The organism is Streptomyces sp. NPDC088706 (assembly GCF_044752765.1).
Taxonomy (GTDB): domain Bacteria; phylum Actinomycetota; class Actinomycetes; order Streptomycetales; family Streptomycetaceae; genus Streptomyces.
Genome location: NZ_JBIVLW010000014.1, coordinates 38540 through 59299, shown reverse-complemented (window position 1 = coordinate 59299; position 20760 = coordinate 38540). Strand labels below are relative to the sequence as shown.

Below are 20760 nucleotides of genomic sequence, written 5' to 3'. Positions count from 1 at the left end.
ATCCGTGGCACGTGACTCGCGGTGCGAGCCTGGTGATCATGTCAAAGGGAGGGCGGCCGGGCCCAGTCCCGGGGTCCGACCGCCATCTCTTCGTTACGTGCTCACCACGTGCTCACCGGGTGGGGGCTCAGGCCGTCTTCGGCTCGATGATCCACTCGCCCTTGCGCATGACGCCGGCCAGGACGAAGTCCTCGTCCAGCACCACCAGGTCCGCGTCCTTGCCCGGTTCCAGCGAACCGACCCGGTCGTCCACGCCGAGGAGGCGGGCGGGGTTGGCGGAGATGGACCGGACGACGTCCTCCACCGGAATCCGGTCGATGGTGACGGCCCGGCGGAACGCGGTGTCCAGGGTGAGGGTCGAGCCCGCGATGGAGCCGCCCTCCACCAGCCGGGCGACGCCGTCGCGGACCTCGACGGCGAGCGGGCCCAGCTCGTACAGCCCGTCGCCGAAGCCGGCCGCGTCCATCGCGTCGGTGATCAGCGCGACCCGGCCGGCGCCCTTGTGGCGGTAGGCCAGCTCCAGGACGGCCGGGTGCAGATGCGTGCCGTCGTTGATCAACTCGACGGTGATCCGGTCGTCCTCCAGGAGGGCGGCGATCGGACCGGGCTCGCGGTGGGCGAGCGGGGGCATCGCGTTGAACAGGTGCGTGGCGACGGTGGCGCCCGCGTCGATCGCCTCGGCGGTCTGCTCGTACGTCGCGTCCGTGTGGCCGATCGCGGCGATGACGCCGAGCTCGGCGAGCAGCCGTACGGAGTCGAGTCCGCCGGGCAGTTCGGTGGCGAGGGTGACCATCCGGGCGGCGCCGCGTCCCGCGTCGACCAGCTTGCGGACCTCGGCCGGGTCCGGATAGCGCAGCAGTTGCTCGCTGTGGGCGCCCTTGCGGCAGGGCGAGATGAAGGGGCCTTCGAAGTGGATCCCGGCCAGGTCGCCCTGTTCGACCAGCTCGGAGAGGATGCCGGCGCGCCGGGCGAGGATGTCCATCTCGTCGGTGACCGTGGAGGCGACCAGGGTGGTGGTGCCGTGTTCGCGGTGCGTACGGATGCCGTGGAGGACCTCGTCCACGGTGCCGGAAGTGAAGGAGGCCCCGCCGCCGCCGTGGTTGTGCATGTCCACGAAGCCGGGGACCACCCAGTGGCCGGTGAGGTCGATGACCCGGGCGTCCTGGGGCGCCGAGGCGGAGATCCGGGTGGACTCGACGGTCACCCGGCCGTCCGCCACGGTGCCGGTGGGAAGGACCACCCGGGCGCCCGCGAGGACCGTGCTGTCTGCTGCGCGTCCGGTCATCAGGCGGATACCTCCGTGGCGAGTAGATCCCAGGCGAGCAGCCCCGCGCCCAGGCATCCGGCGGTGTCCCCGAGGGCCGCCGGGACGATGTGGGGCAGCTTCTGGAACGTGACGCGTTCCTCGACGGCCGCACGCAGTGGTGTGAACAAGGTTTCCCCGGCCTCGGCCAGACCGCCACCGATGATGAGCGTGCGCGGGTCCAGCAGGGTGAGCGCGGTGACGAGCCCGGCGGCGAGCGCGTCGACCGCGTCCTGCCAGACACCGATCGCCGCCGGGTCGCCCGACTCGACGGCCTTGGCGCAGTCCGCGGCGTCCGCCTCGGGGTCCCCGGAGACGGCGGCCCAGGCCCGGGTCACCGCGGAGGCGGAGGCCAGGGTCTCCAGGCAGCCGCGCTGGCCGCAGCCGCAGTCCGGGCCGTCCGGACGGACCACGATGTGGCCGATCTCGCCCGCGTACCCGTGGGCGCCGGCCTCGATCTCGCCCGCGATCCCGATGGCCCCGGCGATCCCGGTGCCCAGTGGCACGAACAGGAAGCGGTCCGCCCCCCGCCCGGCGCCGATGCGGCCCTCCGCGAGGCCGCCGGTGCGCACGTCGTGGCCCAGGGCGACCGGGATTCCGCCGAGGCGTTCGCCGAGCAGGGCGCGCAGCGGTACGTCGCGCCAGCCCAGGTTGGCGGCGTAGACCGCGATCCCCTTCTCGGCGTCGACGATGCCGGGCACGGCGACCCCGGCGGCGACCGCGGCCTCACCGAGGTGCTCCTCACCGTGGGCGCGCAGGTCCGCGGCGAACGCCAGGATGGTCTCCACGACCGCGTCGGCGCCGCGCTCGCGGCCGGTGGCCCGCCGCGCCTCGTGCAGCAGCGTGCCGTCGGTGCCGACCAGCGCGGCCTTCATTCCGGTGCCGCCCACATCGAGGGCGATGACATGTCTCACGAGAGACAGTTTCGCCCGGCGACCCCTAAAAGGTCTAGTCCACTAGCGCGGTTTGTTGCGCACCCATACAAAATGAAGAACGAGGGAACTCGGACCGTTTTCCACGGGAAAGCCATGAAATGGGCACCGGGAACGGAGTCCGCTTCACTCAATGGTCTGGACCAAGATACGGGTTCGGGGCGCCGACTGCCAGAGGACGCGGGCCAGTTGTGGCCCGCGAGGTCCCCAGACGTTGCCGAAGCGATACGCCGGTGGTGTAGACCTTCCCCTCGGCCTGAGGGAAAATCGCAGTTCATCCGGACGGTGGCAGGACGGGTGGCGGGACCGAGGCCGGCCGATGAGAGGTCCGCACGGCGACGCCGCGCCTGCCGTCCGTGAGCCAAGGTGATCGACGAGGATGGGCGAGGCTGTGCAGCGGCGCTTTACGGTTCTGACCGCGGTGGTGGCCGCGCTGGGTATGACGGCAACGTTGTCGGGGTGCGGCGGTGACAGCGGCACGGGCGACGTCACCCTCAAGCTGGTCGCCGCCGACTACGGCAACAGCGCGGCCAACAGCTCCGAGAAGTACTGGAGCGGTGTCGCGGCGGGCTTCGAGAAGGACAACCCCGGCATCAAGGTCGAGGTGAACGTCTACTCCTGGAAGGACGTCGACCGGAAGGTCGCCGAGATGGTGAAGGCGGGCCAGGCCCCCGACATCGCCCAGATCGGCGCCTACGCCGACTACGCCAAGGCCGGCAAGCTCTACACCGCCGACGAGATGCTGGCCATCCGCACCCAGGCCAACTTCCTGCCCTCCCTCACCGACGCGGGCAAGGTCGACGGCACGCTGTACGGGCTCCCGTTCGTCGCCAGCACCCGGCTGCTCTTCTACAACGAGAAGCTCTTCGGGCGGGCCGGCCTGGACGCCCCCAAGACCTGGGACGACATCCAGAAGGACGCCACCGCGCTCAAGGCGAAGGGGGTCACCTACCCCTTCGCCCTGCCGCTCGGCCAGGAGGAGTCCCAGGCGGAGACGCTGATGTGGCTGCTCAGCGGCAGCGGCGGTTACGTCGACGACGTCGGCTCGTACGACATCGACTCGGGCCAGAACATCGCCACGTTCACCTGGCTGCGGGACAACCTCGTCGGCCAGGGCCTCACGGGCCCCGTCGAGCCGGGCAAGCTGGACCGGGCGAAGGCGTTCGAGGCCTTCACCAAGGGCGAGGTCGGCATGCTCAACGGCCACCCCACGCTGATGGAGGAGGCCGAGGCCAAGGGCGTCAAGGTCGGCATGGTGCCGCTGCCCGGCGCCGAAGGGCCGACCAAGGGCTCGATGGGTGTCGCCGACTGGATGATGGGCTTCAAGCAGAACGGCAACCGCAAGGCGATCGGCAAGTTCTTCGACTACGCCTACACCGACGAGAACGTGCTCGCCTTCGCCGACGAGTACGACCTGCTCCCGGTGACCGGCACCGCGTCCGCCGAGATGGAGACCGACGCCAAGCACGCGAAGCTGCGCGCGTTCCTCGCGGCGCTGCCCAACTCCCAGCTGCCCCCGTTCGGCAAGACGTCCTGGGCGACGGTGAGCGAGTCGATCAAGACGAACATCGGCGAGGCGGTCGCGCCCGGCGGGAGCCCGGAGCGGGTGCTCGGGGCGATAGCCGACGAGGCGACGAAGGCGGAGAGCGCGGAGTAGGCGCAGTGCCCAGAGTAGGCGCGGAGCGCGGGGTGGGCGCAGTGCCCGGAGTAGGCGCGGAGCGCGCAGTGGGCGGGCGCGGTTAGGTTGGTCGTATGACCGCTCCTGACGCCGAGCCCGCGCCTTCCCCCCGGGACCTGTCCGACCGTGACCGTGCTCTGCTCGCGCTGGAGCGCAGGTCCTGGGCGGGGCCGGGGGCGAAGGAGCGGGCGATCCGGGAGGAGCTGGGGATCTCGCCGGTCCGCTACTTCCAGCTCCTGAACGCGCTGATCGAGGACGAGCGGGCGCTGGCCGAGGACCCGGTCACGGTGAACCGCCTGCGCCGGCTGCGGGCGGCGCGGCGGGAGCGGCGCTGAGCCTTTTCGGGGGACGCTGCCCCTGGGCCCCCGCTCCTCGATCGCCGAAGGGGCTCGCTTTTGCCCGGTCGGGCGCTTTCGCCCGGTCGGCCCGCACCTCCGTGTCCGGCCGAACCCCGCTAGGCTCACCCCCATGGGCAGCCACTCCGCACAGTCGCCGATCCCGATCCCGACCCCGACCACCCCGGCCGGCCGCGAGGGTCTGGACGCCATCCTCGCCCGCCCCGACCGCGCGGTCATCGCCCTCGACTTCGACGGCACGCTCGCCGACATCGTCCCCGACCCCGAACGCGCCCGCGCCCACCCCGGCGCCGTGGACGCGCTCGCCGCGCTCGCCCCGAAGGTCGCCTCCATCGCCGTGATCACCGGCCGCCCCGCCGGCGTCGCCGTCCGCCACGGCGGCTTCGCGGGCGTCCCCGGCCTCGATCACCTGGTGGTCCTCGGCCACTACGGCGCCGAGCGCTGGGACGCCGTGACCGGCACCGTGAACGCCCCCGCCCCGCACCCCGGCGTCGCCGCCGCGAGGGCCGAACTCCCCGGCGTACTACACGAGTTCGGCTCCTGGCGCGGTACCTGGATCGAGGAGAAGGGGCAGGCCGTCGCCGTCCACACCCGCCGCGCCGACGACCCGCAGGCCGCCTTCGAGACGCTGCGCGGCCCCCTCGGCGAGCTGGCCGCACGCCACGGACTGATCCTCGAACCGGGCCGCCAGGTCCTGGAGTTGCGCCCGCCGGGCATGGACAAGGGCGTCGCCCTGGCCACGTACGTCACCGAGGTCGACGCCGAGTCCGTCCTGTACGCGGGCGACGACCTCGGGGACCTCGCCGCCTTCGCCGCGGTGGAGAAGCTGCGCGGCGACGGCCCCGACGGCATCCCGGGGCTGCTGGTGTGCAGCGGCAGCGCGGAGGTGCCCGAACTGGCCGAGCGCGCCGACCTGCTGGTCCCGGGCCCGGCCGCCGTGGTCGGTTTCCTGGCGGCCCTGGCCGAGCAACTCTGAGGGCCGCCGCGGCGGCGGCCCCTCACTCCTGCCGGAGCGCCTCCAGCTGGTCCAGGAACCACTGCTGCGGCGGGAGCGCCGTCGCCGCCTCGGCCAGCCGCTTGGTGCGGCCGGTCCGCTCCTCGGCGCTCATCGACAGGGCCTCGTGCAGCGCCTGCGCCGTGCCCACCACGTCGTACGGGTTCACCACGATCGCGTGCTCGCCCAGCTCCTCGTACGCCCCCGCCTCCCGTGACAGCACCAGTGCGCAGCCGTGGTCGGAGACGACGGGGACCTCCTTGGCGACCAGGTTCATGCCGTCGCGGATCGGGTTGACCAGGGCCACGTCGGCCAGCCGGTACGCGGCGAGCGAGCGGGCGAAGTCGTCCTTCACGTGGAGGACCACGGGCGTCCAGCCGTCCGTGCCGAACTCGCCGTTGATCTCGGTGGCCAGGGTCTGGACCGCCGCCGTGTAGTCCCGGTAGACCGAGAGGTCCTGGCGGGAGGGATAGGCGAAGGCCACGTGGACCACGCGCTCGCGCCACTGCGGTTGGGTCTCCAGCAGGGCCCGGTACGCGTGCAGGCCGCGCACGATGTTCTTGGACAGCTCGGTACGGTCCACCCGGACGATGGTCTTCCGGCCCTCGCCCACCTGCTCCCGCAGCGCCGCCATCCGCTCGTCCACGTCCGCCTCCTGCGAGCGCCGCCGCAGGAAGTCCGCGTCCGCCCCGAGCCCGTGCACCCCGATCCTGGTCCGGCCCGTCCCGCCGAGGATCTCCGTACAGCAGCCGATGAACGCGTCCGCCCATCGCCGGGTCAGGAACGCGGCCCGGTCCGCGCCGAGGATGCCGCGCAGCAACTGCTCGCCGATGTCGTCGGGCAGCAGCCGGAAGTAGTCCACCGGCGCCCACGGGGTGTGCGAGAAGTGGCCGATCTTCAGGTCCGGGCGCAGCTCGCGGAGCATCCCAGGGACCAGGGCCAGGTGGTAGTCCTGCACCAGCACCGCCGCCCCGGGCCCCGCCTCCTCGGCGAGCGCCTGGGCGAAGGCCCGGTTGTACGTCTCGTAGGAGGTCCACTGGCGGCGGAACTCCGCGCCGAAGACCGGCTCGACGGGGGTCTGGTAGAGCAGGTGGTGCACGAACCACAGCACGGAGTTGGCGATGCCGTTGTACGCGGCGGCGTGGATCTCGGCGTCGATGTCGAGCATCCGGACGCCCGGCTCACCGACCCCGCGCCGCACGGCCTCGCGGTCGCCGTCGCCGAGGGCCGCGCAGACCCAGAGTTTGTCGTCGACGGCGCTCAGGCCGGAGACCAGACCGCCCCCGCCGCGCTTGGCGTCGAGTGTCCCGTCCTCGCCGAGCGTGTACGTGATCGGGCCGCGGTTGGAGGCGACGAGGACCTGGGCGGTGGACGGGGCGGCGGGTTCGGGGTGCTCGGAGACCATGTAGCGGAACCTAGCCCGTAAGGGAAGCCGCCAAACGCCTCAGCGCCCGCCCGCCTCACCGGCCGCACGCCGCGCCACGCTCACGCCGTCCGCCACACCGGCCTCACGCCTCGCCACCCGCACGCCTCGCGCACCTCCTGCCTCACGCCCGCCCGCCTCGCCACCCGCACGCCGTGCGCACCTCCCGCCTCACGCCGCGTGGCGCTTCGCGTACTCCGCGATCTCCCGCATCGGCGGTCGCTCCTCGGTGTCCACCGCGTGGGTGCGCGGCACGAACCCCGCCTCGCCCCGCTCGAACTGCGTCAGCTCGGGCCGCACCAGATGGCCCCGGGAGAGCCGCAGCTGCGCCGTGCGGTAGATCGTCGCCGCCATCCGGCCCAGCGCCTGGCCGTCCTGGTGGCGGTGGCGCCGCACCCCGACGTCGACCTGGCCCAGCGCGTCCAGGCCCACGGTGTGCAGTGCGTCCACGAGGAGCCCCAGCTCCACTCCGTAACCGACCGGGAAGGGCAGCCGCTCCAGCAGGGACCGCCGCACCGCGTACTCGCCGCCCAGCGGCTGCACGAAGCCGGCCAGCTGCGGCCAGTGCAGATTGAGCAAGGGGCGTGCCACCAGCTCAGTGACGCGGCCGCCCTGGCCCGTGCTGCCGTCGAGCGGACGGTCGTACATCGCCTTGACGAACTGCATGGCGGGGTCGGTGAGCAGCGGCCCGACCGTCCCCGAGACGAAGTCCGGGGAGAAGTCCTTGAGGTCGGCGTCGACGAAGCAGACGATCTCGCCGCTGGTCACCAGGAGTGACCGCCAGAGCACCTCGCCCTTGCCGGGCAGGGCGGGTATGCGGGGCAGGATCGCGTCCCGGTGGACCACCCGGGCGCCCGCCGCGCGCGCGACGGCGGCGGTGGCGTCGGTGGAACCGGAATTGATCACGACGAGTTCGTCGACCAGGCGGACCTTCTCCATCAGCTCCCGGCGGATCGTCGTCACGATCGCGCCGACCGTGGCCTCCTCGTTCAGCGCGGGCAGCACGACACTCACCGAGGTGCGGTGCGGATCGGCGCTCCGGGCGTCCGTGAGCCGCCCCAGCGGGCGGTCGGCGGACGACCAGGAACGCCTGGCCAGCCAGCGTTCCACCTCTTCGATCACGGTCTGAACTCCTTGCTGGTGCGCTGCATGTGATCCATCTCGCCGTTCGGACGACTGTCTCGACGGTCCGGTCCGTCGGTTACAGTCTTGAACAACGCGGACGACCCCCGCATCTCGGGGTCCGCCGTCACACAAACGCCTGGATCGAAGATCCAGTGCCACAGAGCTCATCCAGAGGGACTGAGGGAACGGCCCGTTGAAGTCCCGGCAACCCTCCTACCGACCGCGAGGTCACGGTGGGGAAGGTGCCAATTCCGTCTTGCGGCGAAATGCGCTGCAAGGAAGATGAGGAGAAAGGGCCTCCGCCATCATGGCTGTTCAGACCATTGCAGGGAACACGACTTCTGCTGCCGACGCTTCTTCCGTCGATGCCTCCACCGTGGACCTCGGTCCCGCCGCGGCGCTTTCCTGCCGCGAGTGCGGCGAGCGTTTCGAGCTCGGCCCCCTTTTCGCCTGTGCGTCCTGTTTCGGGCCACTGGAAGTGGCGTACGACCTGCCCGTCGGCGATCCGGAAGAGCTGCGTCAGCGCATCGAGGCCGGCCCGAACAACATCTGGCGCTACGCCCCGCTGCTGCCGGTTCCCGCCGATGTCGCGGAGAAGCCCAATATCAACCCCGGTTTCACCAAGCTGGTCAAGGCCGACAACCTCGCCCGTGAGCTGGGCGTCACCGGCGGTCTGTACGTCAAGGACGACTCCGGCAACCCGACGCACTCCTTCAAGGACCGCGTCGTCGCCATCGCCGTCGAGGCCGCCCGCGCCTTCGGTTTCACCACCCTCTCCTGCTCCTCCACGGGCAACCTGGCCGGTGCCGTCGGCGCCGCCGCCGCCCGCGCCGGACTGCGCTCCTGCGTGTTCATCCCGCACGACCTGGAGCAGGGCAAGGTCGTCATGGCCGCGGTGTACGGCGGTGAGCTGGTCGGCATCGAGGGCAACTACGACGACGTCAACCGCTTCTGCTCCGAGCTCATCGGCGACCCGCTCGGCGAGGGCTGGGGCTTCGTCAACGTCAACCTGCGCCCGTACTACGGCGAGGGCTCCAAGACCCTGGCGTACGAGATCTGCGAGCAGCTCGGCTGGCGGCTGCCCGACCAGATCGTCATCCCGATCGCGTCCGGCTCCCAGCTGACGAAGATCGACAAGGGGTTCCAGGAGCTGATCAAGCTCGGCCTGGTCGAGGACCGGCCGTACAAGATCTTCGGCGCCCAGGCCGAGGGCTGCTCCCCGGTCTCCGCCGCCTTCAAGGCCGGTCACGACGTGGTCCGCCCCCAGAAGCCGAACACCATCGCCAAGTCGCTGGCCATCGGCAACCCGGCGGACGGCCCGTACGTCCTCGACATCGCCCGCCGCACCGGCGGCGCGGTGGAGGACGTGAACGACGAGCAGGTCGTCGACGCGATCAAGCTGCTGGCGCGCACCGAGGGCATCTTCGGCGAGACGGCGGGCGGCGTGACTCTCGGCGTGACGAAGAAGCTGATCGAGGCCGGCGTGATCGACCCGGCGCTCACCACCGTCGTCCTGAACACCGGTGACGGGCTAAAGACGCTCGACGCGGTCTCCGCGACCTCGCAGGCGACGGCCACCATCAAGCCGAGCCTGGACGCGTTCCGCGCCGCGGGCCTCGCCTCCGCCTGACCCACCGAGACCGAGCAGACCGCGACCGAGTCCGAGCGACCGAGTCCGAAGCAAGAAGGGCACCCACCATGAGCGTCAAGGTCCGCATCCCCACCATCCTCCGCACGTACACGGGCGGCCAGGCCGAGGTCCCGGCGGAGGGCGCGAAGCTCTCCGAGGTCATCGAGTCCCTGGAGAAGGACCACCCGGGCATCGCCGCCCGCGTCCTGGACGACCAGGGCAAGCTGCGCCGCTTCGTGAACGTGTACGTCAACGACGACGACGTGCGCTTCGAGGGCGGCCTCGACGCGGCCACGCCGGACGGCGCCGGCATCTCGATCATCCCGGCCGTGGCCGGCGGCTGCTGATCCGACTGCCCTCAGCTGAACAACCGTTGCCCCCTCCGCGACACAAAGCGGAGGGGGCAATTCTGCATGGTTGAGCGCGGTACAGTTGGGGAAGCCCCCTCCGCTGCTCGTGCCGCCCGCATATGAGAATGCGCCCGGCCCCGATAAGAAGCAGCCAAAGTACGTGAACCCCTTGCGGCATAAGTGGCCTTTGCCTGGCCCGACTTGCCCGTAAATCTCAGCAATCCCGCGTGTTCGGGCGTTCGTCTGTGCCCAGAATTCTCGTCCGATTGACCTGTTGCAGAGGGCAGTTGGGCGGATACATTCGGCCGCGGTCGACGCGCTGCGGCGCCGCGCACCCTCTCCTGTCGGAGGGTGAGTTCCGACCCGGGCCCGCGAAGTGCGGTCCCGTGCAAGGGCCAGTAATAGGGGAGTTAGGCATGGCTCAGGGCACCGTCAAGTGGTTCAACGCGGAGAAGGGGTACGGCTTCATCGCGGTCGACGGTGGTGCGGATGTTTTCGTCCACTACAGCGCGATCCAGATGGACGGGTACCGCACCCTCGAAGAGGGTCAGCGAGTTGAATTCGAGATCTCGCAGGGCCAGAAGGGGCCCCAGGCCGACATGGTCAAGCTCGCCGTCGGCTGAGCCCGGCGCGGCCGTCCGACGTCACTACTCACGCACCTAGGGCCCGACCCCGGATCAGGGGATCGGGCCCCAGGTGCGTCCCGGGACCGTATGGCGGGCACCGGCCTGAGGCGCTTGCACTCTCGGGGGTCGAGTGCTAATCATTGGCGTTAGCACTCTCCAGGTGAGAGTGACAGAAACTTGGACCGGGCCGGTGAGGCCCGCAGGCGCGGTGGGGCAAGGAACCACCACGCACGCTGGCCGTCCGTCGCGGGCGCCTCTCGGTCCGGAGAATCCACCCCTGTCCGGGAGGACCACTTCACATGGCCAAGATCATCGCGTTCGACGAGGAGGCACGGCGCGGTCTCGAGCGCGGGATGAACCAGCTCGCCGACGCCGTCAAGGTCACCCTCGGCCCCAAGGGCCGTAACGTCGTCCTCGAGAAGAAGTGGGGCGCGCCCACGATCACCAACGATGGTGTTTCCATCGCCAAGGAGATCGAGCTCGAGGACCCGTACGAGAAGATCGGTGCGGAGCTGGTCAAGGAGGTCGCCAAGAAGACGGACGACGTCGCCGGCGACGGTACGACCACCGCCACCGTTCTCGCCCAGGCTCTCGTCCGCGAGGGTCTGCGCAACGTAGCCGCCGGCGCCAACCCGATGGCCCTCAAGCGGGGCATCGAGAAGGCCGTCGAGGCCGTCTCCGCCGCTCTGCTGGAGCAGGCCAAGGACGTGGAGACCAAGGAGCAGATCGCTTCGACGGCTTCCATCTCCGCCGCCGACACCGAGATCGGCGCCAAGATCGCCGAGGCGATGGACAAGGTCGGCAAGGAAGGCGTCATCACCGTCGAGGAGTCCCAGACCTTCGGTCTGGAGCTCGAGCTCACCGAGGGTATGCGCTTCGACAAGGGCTACATCTCGGCCTACTTCGCCACCGACATGGAGCGTATGGAGGCGTCGCTCGACGACCCGTACATCCTGATCGTCAACTCGAAGGTCGGCAGCGTCAAGGACCTGATCCCGCTGCTGGAGAAGGTCATGCAGTCGGGCAAGCCGCTGCTGATCATCGCCGAGGACGTCGAGGGCGAGGCGCTCTCCACCCTGGTCGTCAACAAGATCAAGGGCACGTTCAAGTCCGTCGCCGTCAAGGCCCCGGGCTTCGGCGACCGCCGCAAGGCCATGCTCGCGGACATCGCCATCCTCACGGGTGGCACCGTGATCTCCGAGGAGGTCGGTCTCAAGCTGGAGAACGCCGGCCTGGACCTGCTCGGCCGTGCCCGCAAGGTCGTCATCACCAAGGACGAGACCACGATCGTCGACGGTGCCGGTGACAGCGACCAGGTTCAGGGTCGCGTCAACCAGATCCGTGCCGAGATCGAGAACTCCGACTCGGACTACGACCGCGAGAAGCTCCAGGAGCGCCTGGCGAAGCTGGCCGGCGGCGTGGCCGTCATCAAGGCCGGCGCCGCCACCGAGGTGGAGCTCAAGGAGCGCAAGCACCGCATCGAGGACGCGGTGCGCAACGCCAAGGCCGCCGTCGAGGAGGGCATCGTCGCCGGTGGTGGCGTGGCTCTGCTCCAGGCCTCGGCCGTCTTCGACAAGCTCGACCTCACGGGTGACGAGGCGACCGGCGCCAACGCCGTGAAGCTCGCGCTGGAGGCCCCGCTCAAGCAGATCGCCGTCAACGGTGGTCTCGAGGGTGGCGTCGTCGTGGAGAAGGTCCGCAACCTGCCGATCGGTCACGGCCTCAACGCCGCGACCGGCGAGTACGTCGACATGATCGCCGAGGGCATTCTCGACCCGGCGAAGGTCACGCGCTCCGCTCTGCAGAACGCCGCCTCCATCGCCGCGCTCTTCCTCACCACCGAGGCCGTCATCGCCGACAAGCCCGAGAAGGCCGGCGCGGCCGCTCCGGGCGGCATGCCGGGCGGTGACATGGACTTCTGATCCGCCGCGGAGCCCCGGGTCCGCCGGGTGCCTCCGGCCGATCGAAGTTCCGCGTACGTCGCGTAGTGCGTCCCACAGGGGCGGTACCTCCTTCACGGGAGGTGCCGCCCCTGTGGCGTGTCCGGGCGTCGGTGGGCGTGTTCCGGGCCGGTGGGCTTGTTCTCCGGGCCATTGGGGGTGATCTCCGGGCCGGTGGGGGGGTGATCTCCGGGCCGGTGGGGGTGTGCGAGGCCTGTTCCCGGGGTGCGCGAACGAGTGGCTGGGGGGGCGGACGGGCGGCTGGAGGGCGCGGCGAGTGGTCGGCTTGGCCGAATGTTTACTTGCCGCCCCCTTCCCCCTGCGGCAGGGCCAATCCTCGCGCGTAGGCCGATGCCGGTGGCGCGCCAGTCAACCATGGGATAGCGCGGTCGCGGAGGCTGCCGGGGGCGCGACAGCTGGTTCTCCCGTTCTGCCGGAGGCCGTTCGATTTCCGGGCAGCTCATTGCCGGTTCCGGACGCCGCGCACAGCCATTGGTCCAGTCCACTGCCCTGTGGTGCCCCACTGGTGTGCGACTGCACATGCCGACCGGTCGGTGCCTCACCGTACGGCCGGGCGGCTCGGCACCGGCCTCGTCCGCTCACGCTATCCGGCCAACTTCGCGCGGTAAGTCGGAATCATGCGTACCGGTCCGGCGGCGGGACATGATGGCCCTGGTGTTCACCTGGTGAACACCAGTCGCATGAACAACTCCAGTTATGCAGCTGCCAGTTGGGCATAACGGTCGTCAACCGCACAGAAGGGAAGGTGTCATGAAGCAGCAGAAGAAGGCTTACGTGAAGCCGTCGCTGTTCAAGCAGGGCGACTTTTCGAAGAAGACCGCCGGTTACTTCTACGGCTCGTACAAGGAGTACTGGGTGCGGCGCATCGTCTGATCCGCCGAGCCGCTCCCCGTACCCGTTCCCGGTATTCAGCGGGAGAACTTCCGAAAGGTGAAGATGCCCGGCCTGCTGCGTGACTACTTCGTCGTCCTGCCGGACAGCGTGGCGGGCCACGCGGTGGCCGGGCGGCTTCCCGCACCGGACGCGACCGGGGCGGTGGCGGACGCTCCCGCCGGGGCGAGGGGCGACGCCCGCACCGTCGCCCACCCCTCGGGCCGCCCCTGGGTCGTCGCCCGCCCGCTGGTCCGCAAGGTCAGCCACTCCAGCCGGGGCGACGACGCCCTCGTGCTCATCGGCCCGGACCGCGTCCCCGAGGCCGTGCTCGCCGGCCTCCTGGAGCGTGTCCGCGACCGGGCCGGCCTGGAGCGCCGCCTCGCCCGGCTGCCCGGCCTGCACCACGTGGTCGCCCGGCTCTCCGGTGAGACCTGGATCCGCGGTACCGCCTCCGGGCTGCGCCGGATCTACCACGCCCGGCACCCGGAGGCCGGCACCATCGCCTCCGACCGCCCGGCCGTCCTCGCCCGCCTGACCGGCGCACCCCTGGACGACGGGGCGCTCGCCCTGCGCATGCTCGACTTCCTGCCGCACCCCCTGAGCCGGCGCGCCCTGTGGCGGGGCGTGCACGAGACGGGGGCCGGGTACGGACTGACCCTGCCCGCCGCAGCACCGGGCACGGCCGCCGCTCCCGGCCCTCGCACGTACCGCTGGTGGGAGCCACCGCCCCCGGAACTCCCCCTGGCGGAGGGCGCCCGAAGGCTGGGGGACGCCGTCGCCGCCTCCGTACGGGCCCATGTCGGCGGCCTGGACCGGATCAGCTGCGAGCTCTCCGGCGGCCTGGACTCCACGGCCCTCACCTTCGCCGCCCGCGCCACCGGCCCGGCATCGCTCTCGCTGCTGACCGTGGCCGCCCGGGACCGCTACAGCGAGGACGAGACGTGGGCCCGCAGAGCGGTGGAGGCGGCGGACGGGAGCGCTCCGGGAACCAGCGCCCTGGACCACCACGTCATCCCCGCCGACCACGCCCCCTACTTCTACGCCGACCTCGCCGCCACGGCCGCCGAGCTCAACGACGAACCGCTCCCCGTCGCCCCCGGCCGGGCCCGCGCCCACCTGCTCCTGCGCCGCGCCCACGCCACCGGCTCCCGCTACCACCTCACCGGCTACGGCGGCGACGAACTCTTCCTCGGCCTGCCCCACGCCTACCAGGACCTCTTCCACGGCAACCCGCTCACCGCCTGGAACCACCTCAGCGGCCTGCGCCACCAGCTCGGCTGGCCCCTGCTGCCGACGCTGAAGGCCCTGCTGGACCGCTCCACCTTCCCCCGCTGGCTCGCGGGCGCGGTCACCACCGAACCCCAGCCCGTCACCCGCACCCCGTTGCTCTCCTGGGGCGTCCGGCAGTCCCTGCGCCCCTGGTTCACGGACCATGCCAACGCCCTGATCACCGAGGAGTTCCGGGCCGCCGCCGAGCGCGCCGAGCCGATCGACCCGTGGCGGGGGCGGCATGTGGACATCGACGCGGTACGGATGGGGGCGCGGCACTTCCAGGCCATGGAGGACATCGGCATGACGATCGGGCTGCCGGTCGCCGCGCCCTTCTACGACGACCGGGTCCTGGAGGCGACCCTCGCCGTACGCCTGGAGGAGCGCATCAGCCCCTGGCGCTACAAGCCGCTGCTCGTCGAAGCGATGCGCGGGGTGGTGCCGGATGCCTTGCTCGCCCGTACGACGAAGGACCACATGTCCTCCGACGAACACCAGGGCCTGCGCGAACACGCACCGGAACTGGCGGACTTGTGGACCGGCTCCCGCCTCGCCGAACGCGGCCTGACCGACGCCCGCCGGCTGCTCCGACTGGCGGCCGAACCCTTCTCGCCGGTCCTGGTCGAGCACTCGATCAGCTCCACCGTGGCCGGGGAGACCTGGCTGCGCACGGCGGAGAACGCCTGGCCCACCCCCTCCCCGTCGACCCCCACGACCAGCGAGGCATCCCTGTGAAGCTCAGAAAAGGCATCGCCGTCACGACGACCGAGTACGGAGCCGTCCTGCTCGACGAGAAGGACGGCTCCTACTGGCAGTTGAACGACACCGGCGTCATCGTCGTCGAGACCCTGGCGGCGGGCCTCGCCCCCGAGGCGGCCGTCGAGCGGATCGTCGCCGAGTTCGACGTCGAGCGCGCCGAGGCCGAGGCGGACGTCGCCGAACTGACCCGGCAGCTCGTCGAGGCGAAGATCCTGCGCCCATGACCACCGAGATGACGATGCCCCGCCGTGGCGCGGGCCCGGGCGGACTGCGGCTGCGCACCGCGATCGCCGCCGCGTTCGTCCTGGCCCGCCTCAAACCGGGCCGCCTGCGCCGGGTGCTGGCCCGGTGCAGCCGGGGCGCGCGCCCGGCCACGTACGACGGGACGCTGGAGGTGTACGAGGCCGTCACCGCCACCAGCCGCCGCTGCGCGGGCCGTTACGGCTGCCTGCCCCGCTCGGTGGCCATCGCGCTGGCGTGCCGGATGGCCGGGACCTGGCCGGACTGGTGCGCGGGGGTCCGGACGGCACCGCCGTTCTCGCCGCATGCTTGGGTACAGGCGGGGGGCCGTACGGTCGGCGAGCAGGCGGAAGCGGCCGATCTGCGTCCTTTGATGGTGGTGACGGTACGCGAGGGGGTTCCGGGTGAGCGCGGTGGCGGGGACGACGGGGGCGGGGACGGGCGGGGTGTCTGAAGAGGCTCAGGGGGCGAGGGCACCCGGGCTGGACGCGCCCCACGCGAAGGGCCCCGGCGGTTCGGGCACCACCCCCCTCCGCCTTCTCCTGGCCCGGGTCCGCCCCCACCGGGGCGTACTGATCCGCGCGGGCCTGCTCTCCCTCGCCGGGTCCGCGGCCGGGCTCGCGATGCCGCTGATGGCCAAGTACGCGGTCGACGCGTTCGCCGCCGACCGCTCGCCCGTGGCCCCGCTCGTCGCGCTCACCGCTCTGGTACTCGCCGGGGCCTGCCTCTCCGCGTACGGGCGGTACCTCATGGCTCGTACGGGCGAAGGCGTGGTCCTCCGGGCGCGCGATCAACTCGTGGGCCGCATCATGCGGTTGAAGGTCCCGGCGGTGGACCGCCTCACCCCCGGCGACCTCCAGTCACGGGTGACCAGCGACACCACCCTCCTGCGAACCGTCCTCTCCAGCGGCCTGGTCGAGTCGTTCAACAGCGTGCTGATGCTGCTGGGAACGGTCGCGTTCATGGCGTACATGGACCTCACGCTGCTGGGCGTGACGCTGGTGGTGATCGTCGGTATCGGAGCCGTAACCGCCTTGCTCATGCCGCGCATTCAGCGCGCGCAGCTCCGCGCACAGGAGTCCGTCGGGGCGATGGGCGCGGCACTGGACCGGGTGCTCCAGGCGTTCCGTACGGTCAAGGCGAGCGGCGCGGAGGAGCGCGAGACGGCGGCGGTCGCCGAGGCGGCACGGCACGCGCACGACCGGGGCGTGTCGGTGGCGAAGTGGTCCTCGGTCTCCGACGTCACGATGATGATGTCGATCCAGCTGGCCTTCCTGGCCGTGCTGGGCGTCGGGGGCGCGAGGGTGGCGTCCGGCTCCCTCGACATCTCCTCACTGATCGCGTTCCTGCTCTACCTCTTCTACCTGATGGGCCCGATCGGCGGCCTGGTCGAAGGCTGGACCGGCCTGCAGAGCGGTCTCGCCGCCGTACGCAGGATCGACGAGGTGGAGTCCCTGCCGGGCGAACCCTCCGGTGGCGGAGCCGGGGGCGTGCGGGGGGAGGGCACCCCGCTGGGTGTCACCTTCCAGGACGTGACCTTCGGGTACGGGGACGAGCGCGCTCCCGCCCACAAGGGCGTCACGTTCGACGTGCCGACGGGCGGGCTGGTGGCGCTGGTGGGCCCGTCGGGGGCGGGCAAGTCGACGGTGTTCAGCCTGCTGGAGCGGTTCTACGACCACGACGGCGGCACGATCACCGTGGACGGCCGGGACATCCGGGACTGGCCGCTGGCCGAGCTGCGGGCCTCACTCGCGTACGTGGAACAGGACGCCCCGGTCCTGGCCGGGACGCTGAGGGAGAACCTCCTCTTCGCCGCCCCCGGCGCCCCGGAGGACCGGCTGACGGAGGCGGTGGCCCGCACCCGCCTGGACGCGTTGGTCGGCCGGCTGCCGGACGGCCTGGACACGGCGGTCGGCCACCGGGGCGTCACCCTCTCCGGCGGCGAACGCCAGCGCATCGCCATCGCCCGCGCCCTGTTGCGCCGCCCGCGCCTGCTCCTGCTGGACGAGGTGACCTCGCAGCTGGACGCGGTCAACGAGCAGGCGCTGCGCGATGTCATCCTCGAACTGGCCGAGCAGACCACGGTGCTGGTCATCGCCCACCGCCTCTCCACGGTCCGCCACGCCGACCGCATCGTGGTCCTGGAGGAGGGCCGCGTCCGCACGGCTGGCACGCACGAGGAGCTGATCGCCTCGGACGACCTCTACCGGGAGCTGGCGACGACGCAGCTGGCGGCGGAGGTGCGGTGAGGGGTCAGCGGGCGTAGTTCTTCAGCTCCTCGGTGTCCAGGGTGAGGTCGACGGGGGCAGGGAGGGTGACGGCGTCGCCATAGTCGTAAGAGCGCTCGGATCTCGTCGTTTGAGCTTCGGAGGACGGCCGGAGCGGGCCCCCGGGAGCAGCGGTGCGGCGAGATCGCCCGGACGGGGCAGGTGACGACGATCACTCCGATGCCCCGCCGGTGATGTAGACCGGATGTCCGGTGGCAGGCGTATACCCGGTGAAACGAAAGATCCGGGAGCCACTTTTGACCGTCGAGGAGTTCGAAGAGTTCTACGCCCAGACGGTCGCGCGTCTCACAGGCCAGTTGTACGTGATGACGGGGGACCTCCAGGAGGCGCAGGACGTCGTGCAGGAAGCGTTCGTCAAGGCGTGGGTCCGGCGTGGGCGGCTGGAGCGGGACGGGCAGCCCGAGGCGTGGATCCGTACGGTCGCCTGGCGTCTGGCGGTGAGCCGGTGGCGCTTCCGGCGGCGGTCGGCGGACGCCTGGGGCCGCGGGAGCGGGGTGCCGGAGCACGTCGCGCCGCCGGACCCGGACCACGTGGTGCTCGTCGACGCGCTCCGTGAGCTGCCCGCCCAGCAGCGGCGGACCCTGACCCTGCACTACCTGTGCGACCTCACGGTCGAGCAGATCGCCGGTGAGACCGGGCTTTCCACCAGCACGATCAAGACGCATCTGGTTCGCGGACGGACGGCGCTCGCCCACCGTCTGCGGGACCCCCGCATGGAGGAGGCTCCTGATGTCTGAACCACGGGACCCGGTGGGGCCGGGCGATCCGTTGCGGTCCCTGTTCCGGCAGGCCGGGGAGTTCGGGCAGGGCCGGTCCGTGGCGGACCCCGCCGCCCGCATCACCGAACGCGGTATGCGGGCCCAGCGGCGCCGGATGGCCGCGCTCGCGGTGGGGGTGTGCCTGGTCGTCGGGGGCGGCGGGGCGGCCGCGGTCGGCCTGCTCCCCGTCACGCCGACGCCCGCGCCTCCGGCGACGAGCCCGTCGCCCAGCTACCGGTCACCCGCGCCGCCGCCGCCCGCCGGGACGCCGACGGAACCGCCCACGCCCGGCAACACGATGCCGGGGACGCCGGGTTCCCTCACCAGGACGTCCGCTCCGGGGGGCCGGTCGACGACGGGGGCGCCGACGGCTTCGTCGTCGGCGACCTCGAACCCGACGCTCGGGGCGACGTCGACGCCGTGATCGCGGGCTGTTGACCCGGGCCCCGCACCCAGCCCCGTACGCCCGACTCTCCCGTACCCCCGTACCCCCGCACCCCCGTACCTCCGTACCCCGTACCTCCGTACCCCGTACCTCCGTACCCCGTACCTCCGTACCCCGTACCTCCGTACCCCGTACCTCCGTACCCCGTTCCTCCCGTCCCCCGGCGTCCCCAGCGTCCACGCCGGGCGATACCGCACGCCTTGGCGCGTCCGAAAGGTGGCTGAGTGTCTACGTTGTCCCCCGGGTTGCGGCCGGCCAGGCCACGGCCCGAGACCTCCGAGCCGCGGGCGACCCGACCCGCCCGGCCCGCCCGGCCCGCCCGGCCCGCCCGGTCCGCACCGCGCGAGCCCCGGGCGGCCCGGCTGGGCAGGGCGTCGGCCTGGTTCACCCCCGCCGACCGCAGGGTGCTCTGGCTCTACCTGCTGACCCGCATATCGGTGTGGATCACGGCCCACGGCGCCCGGTGGCTCTTTCCCCGGGGCTCCGACGTGACGGGGGCGGGGCCGGTCCTTGCCCCGTTCCAGCAGTGGGACGCGAACCACTATCTCCACATAGCCCGCGACGGCTACTTCCCCGCCGACGCGGGCCCCTGGACGAGCGGTTGGGACAACCGGGAGGCCTTCTTCCCCGGCTTCCCCCTCCTCCTGCGCGCCGTGCACGTCGTCGTCCCGAGCTGGACGGCGGCGGGCCTGCTGATCTCCTTGGCCGCGGGCGCCGTGGCCGTACTCGCGCTGGCACGCATAGCCCGCACCTACGTCCCCGAGGACTGCGACGGCCGGCGCACGGTCCTGTTCTTCCTGCTCTCACCGTGCGCGATCTTCCTCGCCGTCGGCTACACGGAGGCGCTGTTCCTCGCGTTCGCGCTCCCCGCCTGGCTCGCCGCCCAGCGCCATCGATGGGCGGCGGCCTGCGCACTCACCGCCCTGGCGACGACGGTGCGCGTCAGCGGTCTGTTCCTCGCGGCCGCGATCGCGGTGCTGTTCGCCCTCGCGGCCCGGTCGGGGGTGGGGTGGCGTGGGGTGGCCTGGCTGGTGCTGCCCGCGCTGCCGCCGGCCGCGTACAGCTGGTACCTGCATGCGCACACCGGTGACTGGATGGCCTGGAAGCACGCACAGGAGCGCGGCTGGTACCGGGACTTCCACACCCCGTGGAAGGCGTGGACGAACACCTGGAACGCGGCGTTCGACGGCGTGCACACGACCGGCTACGCGGCCATGTTCCAGGCGGAGTTGGCGGCGATGCTGGTGGGCCTGGCCCTGGTCGCGCTGCTGGTACGCCACCGCCGCTGGCCGGAAGCGGTGTACGTGGCGCTGAGCCTGTGGGCGCTGGGCACTTCGTACTGGTACGTGTCCATCCCACGCGCCACGCTGCTGTGGTGGCCGCTGTGGATCGGCCTGGCGGCCCTGAGCCTGCGCCGTCCGTGGTTCAGGACGGCGTACCTGTGCGCCGCCGTGCCGCTGGCCGCGCTCGTGGCCCTCGCCTTCCTCACCGGGCGGTGGGCGGGGTGAGGGGGCCCGGCGGCGTACCGCGGGACGGTGTGGCAGAGAGGAACTGGTGCCCTGACTCCCCGCTTTGCGGAGGATGTCACGCACGGGTCCGCAAGGGTGCGAACCGGACATGTGGGACCCGCAAGAGTGCTGGCCGATAAGAGGGTTCCCGATGTCTGTCGAGCCCGAGGCGTAACCGCCCAGCACCCCTCCGGACCGGCGACCCGACAACCGGGCGGGCACGAGCGGCCCCTGCCTCTCGT

At 71.7% G+C, this 20760-nt stretch carries 19 protein-coding genes and 1 riboswitch; of the genes, 15 read left to right on the top strand and 4 right to left on the bottom strand.

Annotated elements, in window-relative coordinates:
- Positions 1-127: 127 nt before the first annotated feature.
- Both nagA and ACIQAK_RS25755 read right to left on the bottom strand, forming a co-directional pair.
- On the bottom strand, positions 128-1285 hold the full coding sequence (gene nagA / locus ACIQAK_RS25760; protein ID WP_366391556.1) for an N-acetylglucosamine-6-phosphate deacetylase: 1158 nt from the start codon (positions 1283-1285) through the stop codon (positions 128-130).
- Positions 1285-2178, bottom strand: coding sequence for an ROK family protein (locus ACIQAK_RS25755; RefSeq protein ID WP_401370891.1), 894 nt, complete (start codon positions 2176-2178; stop codon positions 1285-1287). Before ACIQAK_RS25755 ends, nagA begins: the two co-directional genes overlap by 1 nt.
- A gap of 436 nt (positions 2179-2614) precedes the next feature.
- On the opposite strand from ACIQAK_RS25755, the gene ACIQAK_RS25750 reads away from it, so the two are divergent.
- The 3 genes from ACIQAK_RS25750 to otsB all read left to right on the top strand — a co-directional run bounded on the left by ACIQAK_RS25750 (position 2615) and on the right by otsB (position 5245).
- Positions 2615-3892, top strand: coding sequence for an extracellular solute-binding protein (locus tag ACIQAK_RS25750; protein ID WP_366391558.1), 1278 nt, complete (start codon positions 2615-2617; stop codon positions 3890-3892).
- 95 nt (positions 3893-3987) lie between these two features.
- A complete protein-coding gene (locus tag ACIQAK_RS25745) occupies positions 3988-4248 on the top strand; it encodes a DUF3263 domain-containing protein (protein WP_366391559.1) in 261 nt (86 codons plus the stop codon).
- A 133-nt stretch (positions 4249-4381) separates the two neighbouring features.
- Positions 4382-5245, top strand: coding sequence for a trehalose-phosphatase (gene otsB / locus ACIQAK_RS25740; RefSeq protein WP_366391560.1), 864 nt, complete (start codon positions 4382-4384; stop codon positions 5243-5245).
- Positions 5246-5267: 22 nt separating this feature from the next.
- Here the strand turns inward: otsB and ACIQAK_RS25735 are convergent, their stop codons facing one another.
- Together ACIQAK_RS25735 and ACIQAK_RS25730 are read right to left on the bottom strand one after the other, a co-directional pair.
- Complete coding sequence (locus ACIQAK_RS25735) at positions 5268-6668, bottom strand: trehalose-6-phosphate synthase (RefSeq protein WP_366391561.1); 1401 nt, start codon at positions 6666-6668, stop codon at positions 5268-5270.
- A 189-nt stretch (positions 6669-6857) separates the two neighbouring features.
- A complete protein-coding gene (locus ACIQAK_RS25730; RefSeq protein ID WP_366391562.1) occupies positions 6858-7808 on the bottom strand; it encodes a glucosyl-3-phosphoglycerate synthase in 951 nt (316 codons plus the stop codon).
- Positions 7809-7972: 164 nt separating this feature from the next.
- Positions 7973-8100: riboswitch (SAM riboswitch) on the top strand.
- Between the two features lie 18 nt (positions 8101-8118).
- On the opposite strand from ACIQAK_RS25730, the gene thrC reads away from it, so the two are divergent.
- From thrC to ACIQAK_RS25670, 12 genes are all read left to right on the top strand, one after another.
- The gene (gene thrC / locus ACIQAK_RS25725; protein WP_366391563.1) at positions 8119-9441 is read left to right on the top strand and encodes a threonine synthase; all 1323 of its coding nucleotides are present in this window, start codon (positions 8119-8121) and stop codon (positions 9439-9441) included.
- Between the two features lie 68 nt (positions 9442-9509).
- Positions 9510-9788, top strand: coding sequence for a MoaD/ThiS family protein (locus ACIQAK_RS25720; RefSeq protein WP_047177981.1), 279 nt, complete (start codon positions 9510-9512; stop codon positions 9786-9788).
- A gap of 419 nt (positions 9789-10207) precedes the next feature.
- The gene (locus ACIQAK_RS25715) at positions 10208-10414 is read left to right on the top strand and encodes a cold-shock protein (protein ID WP_003967346.1); all 207 of its coding nucleotides are present in this window, start codon (positions 10208-10210) and stop codon (positions 10412-10414) included.
- Positions 10415-10716: 302 nt separating this feature from the next.
- A complete protein-coding gene (groL, locus tag ACIQAK_RS25710) occupies positions 10717-12339 on the top strand; it encodes a chaperonin GroEL (protein WP_084748130.1) in 1623 nt (540 codons plus the stop codon).
- Positions 12340-13128: 789 nt separating this feature from the next.
- Positions 13129-13251, top strand: coding sequence for a keywimysin-related RiPP (locus tag ACIQAK_RS25705; RefSeq protein ID WP_366391564.1), 123 nt, complete (start codon positions 13129-13131; stop codon positions 13249-13251).
- 63 nt (positions 13252-13314) lie between these two features.
- Complete coding sequence (locus ACIQAK_RS25700) at positions 13315-15255, top strand: asparagine synthase-related protein (protein WP_366391606.1); 1941 nt, start codon at positions 13315-13317, stop codon at positions 15253-15255.
- Positions 15252-15503, top strand: coding sequence for a lasso peptide biosynthesis PqqD family chaperone (locus ACIQAK_RS25695; RefSeq protein ID WP_366391565.1), 252 nt, complete (start codon positions 15252-15254; stop codon positions 15501-15503). Before ACIQAK_RS25700 ends, ACIQAK_RS25695 begins: the two co-directional genes overlap by 4 nt.
- On the top strand, positions 15500-15973 hold the full coding sequence (locus ACIQAK_RS25690; protein WP_366391566.1) for a lasso peptide biosynthesis B2 protein: 474 nt from the start codon (positions 15500-15502) through the stop codon (positions 15971-15973). The genes ACIQAK_RS25695 and ACIQAK_RS25690 overlap by 4 nt, the downstream gene beginning before the upstream one ends.
- The gene (locus tag ACIQAK_RS25685) at positions 15966-17768 is read left to right on the top strand and encodes an ABC transporter ATP-binding protein (protein WP_401849047.1); all 1803 of its coding nucleotides are present in this window, start codon (positions 15966-15968) and stop codon (positions 17766-17768) included. The genes ACIQAK_RS25690 and ACIQAK_RS25685 overlap by 8 nt, the downstream gene beginning before the upstream one ends.
- A gap of 275 nt (positions 17769-18043) precedes the next feature.
- Complete coding sequence (locus ACIQAK_RS25680; RefSeq protein WP_366391567.1) at positions 18044-18544, top strand: SigE family RNA polymerase sigma factor; 501 nt, start codon at positions 18044-18046, stop codon at positions 18542-18544.
- The gene (locus ACIQAK_RS25675) at positions 18537-18989 is read left to right on the top strand and encodes a hypothetical protein (protein ID WP_366391568.1); all 453 of its coding nucleotides are present in this window, start codon (positions 18537-18539) and stop codon (positions 18987-18989) included. Before ACIQAK_RS25680 ends, ACIQAK_RS25675 begins: the two co-directional genes overlap by 8 nt.
- Positions 18990-19234: 245 nt before the next feature.
- Complete coding sequence (locus ACIQAK_RS25670; protein WP_366391569.1) at positions 19235-20518, top strand: mannosyltransferase family protein; 1284 nt, start codon at positions 19235-19237, stop codon at positions 20516-20518.
- Positions 20519-20760 lie beyond the last annotated feature (242 nt).

Coding starts and splice junctions, on each gene's coding strand:
- ACIQAK_RS25735 (WP_366391561.1), bottom strand. CDS start 6,668: ATGGTCTCCGAGCACCCCGAACCCGCCGCCCCGTCCACCGCCCAGGTC.
- ACIQAK_RS25720 (WP_047177981.1), top strand. CDS start 9,510: ATGAGCGTCAAGGTCCGCATCCCCACCATCCTCCGCACGTACACGGGC.
- thrC (WP_366391563.1), top strand. CDS start 8,119: ATGGCTGTTCAGACCATTGCAGGGAACACGACTTCTGCTGCCGACGCT.
- ACIQAK_RS25715 (WP_003967346.1), top strand. CDS start 10,208: ATGGCTCAGGGCACCGTCAAGTGGTTCAACGCGGAGAAGGGGTACGGC.
- nagA (WP_366391556.1), bottom strand. CDS start 1,285: ATGACCGGACGCGCAGCAGACAGCACGGTCCTCGCGGGCGCCCGGGTG.
- ACIQAK_RS25750 (WP_366391558.1), top strand. CDS start 2,615: ATGGGCGAGGCTGTGCAGCGGCGCTTTACGGTTCTGACCGCGGTGGTG.
- ACIQAK_RS25700 (WP_366391606.1), top strand. CDS start 13,315: ATGCCCGGCCTGCTGCGTGACTACTTCGTCGTCCTGCCGGACAGCGTG.
- ACIQAK_RS25755 (WP_401370891.1), bottom strand. CDS start 2,178: ATGAAGGCCGCGCTGGTCGGCACCGACGGCACGCTGCTGCACGAGGCG.
- ACIQAK_RS25705 (WP_366391564.1), top strand. CDS start 13,129: ATGAAGCAGCAGAAGAAGGCTTACGTGAAGCCGTCGCTGTTCAAGCAG.
- groL (WP_084748130.1), top strand. CDS start 10,717: ATGGCCAAGATCATCGCGTTCGACGAGGAGGCACGGCGCGGTCTCGAG.
- ACIQAK_RS25675 (WP_366391568.1), top strand. CDS start 18,537: ATGTCTGAACCACGGGACCCGGTGGGGCCGGGCGATCCGTTGCGGTCC.
- ACIQAK_RS25690 (WP_366391566.1), top strand. CDS start 15,500: ATGACCACCGAGATGACGATGCCCCGCCGTGGCGCGGGCCCGGGCGGA.
- otsB (WP_366391560.1), top strand. CDS start 4,382: ATGGGCAGCCACTCCGCACAGTCGCCGATCCCGATCCCGACCCCGACC.
- ACIQAK_RS25745 (WP_366391559.1), top strand. CDS start 3,988: ATGACCGCTCCTGACGCCGAGCCCGCGCCTTCCCCCCGGGACCTGTCC.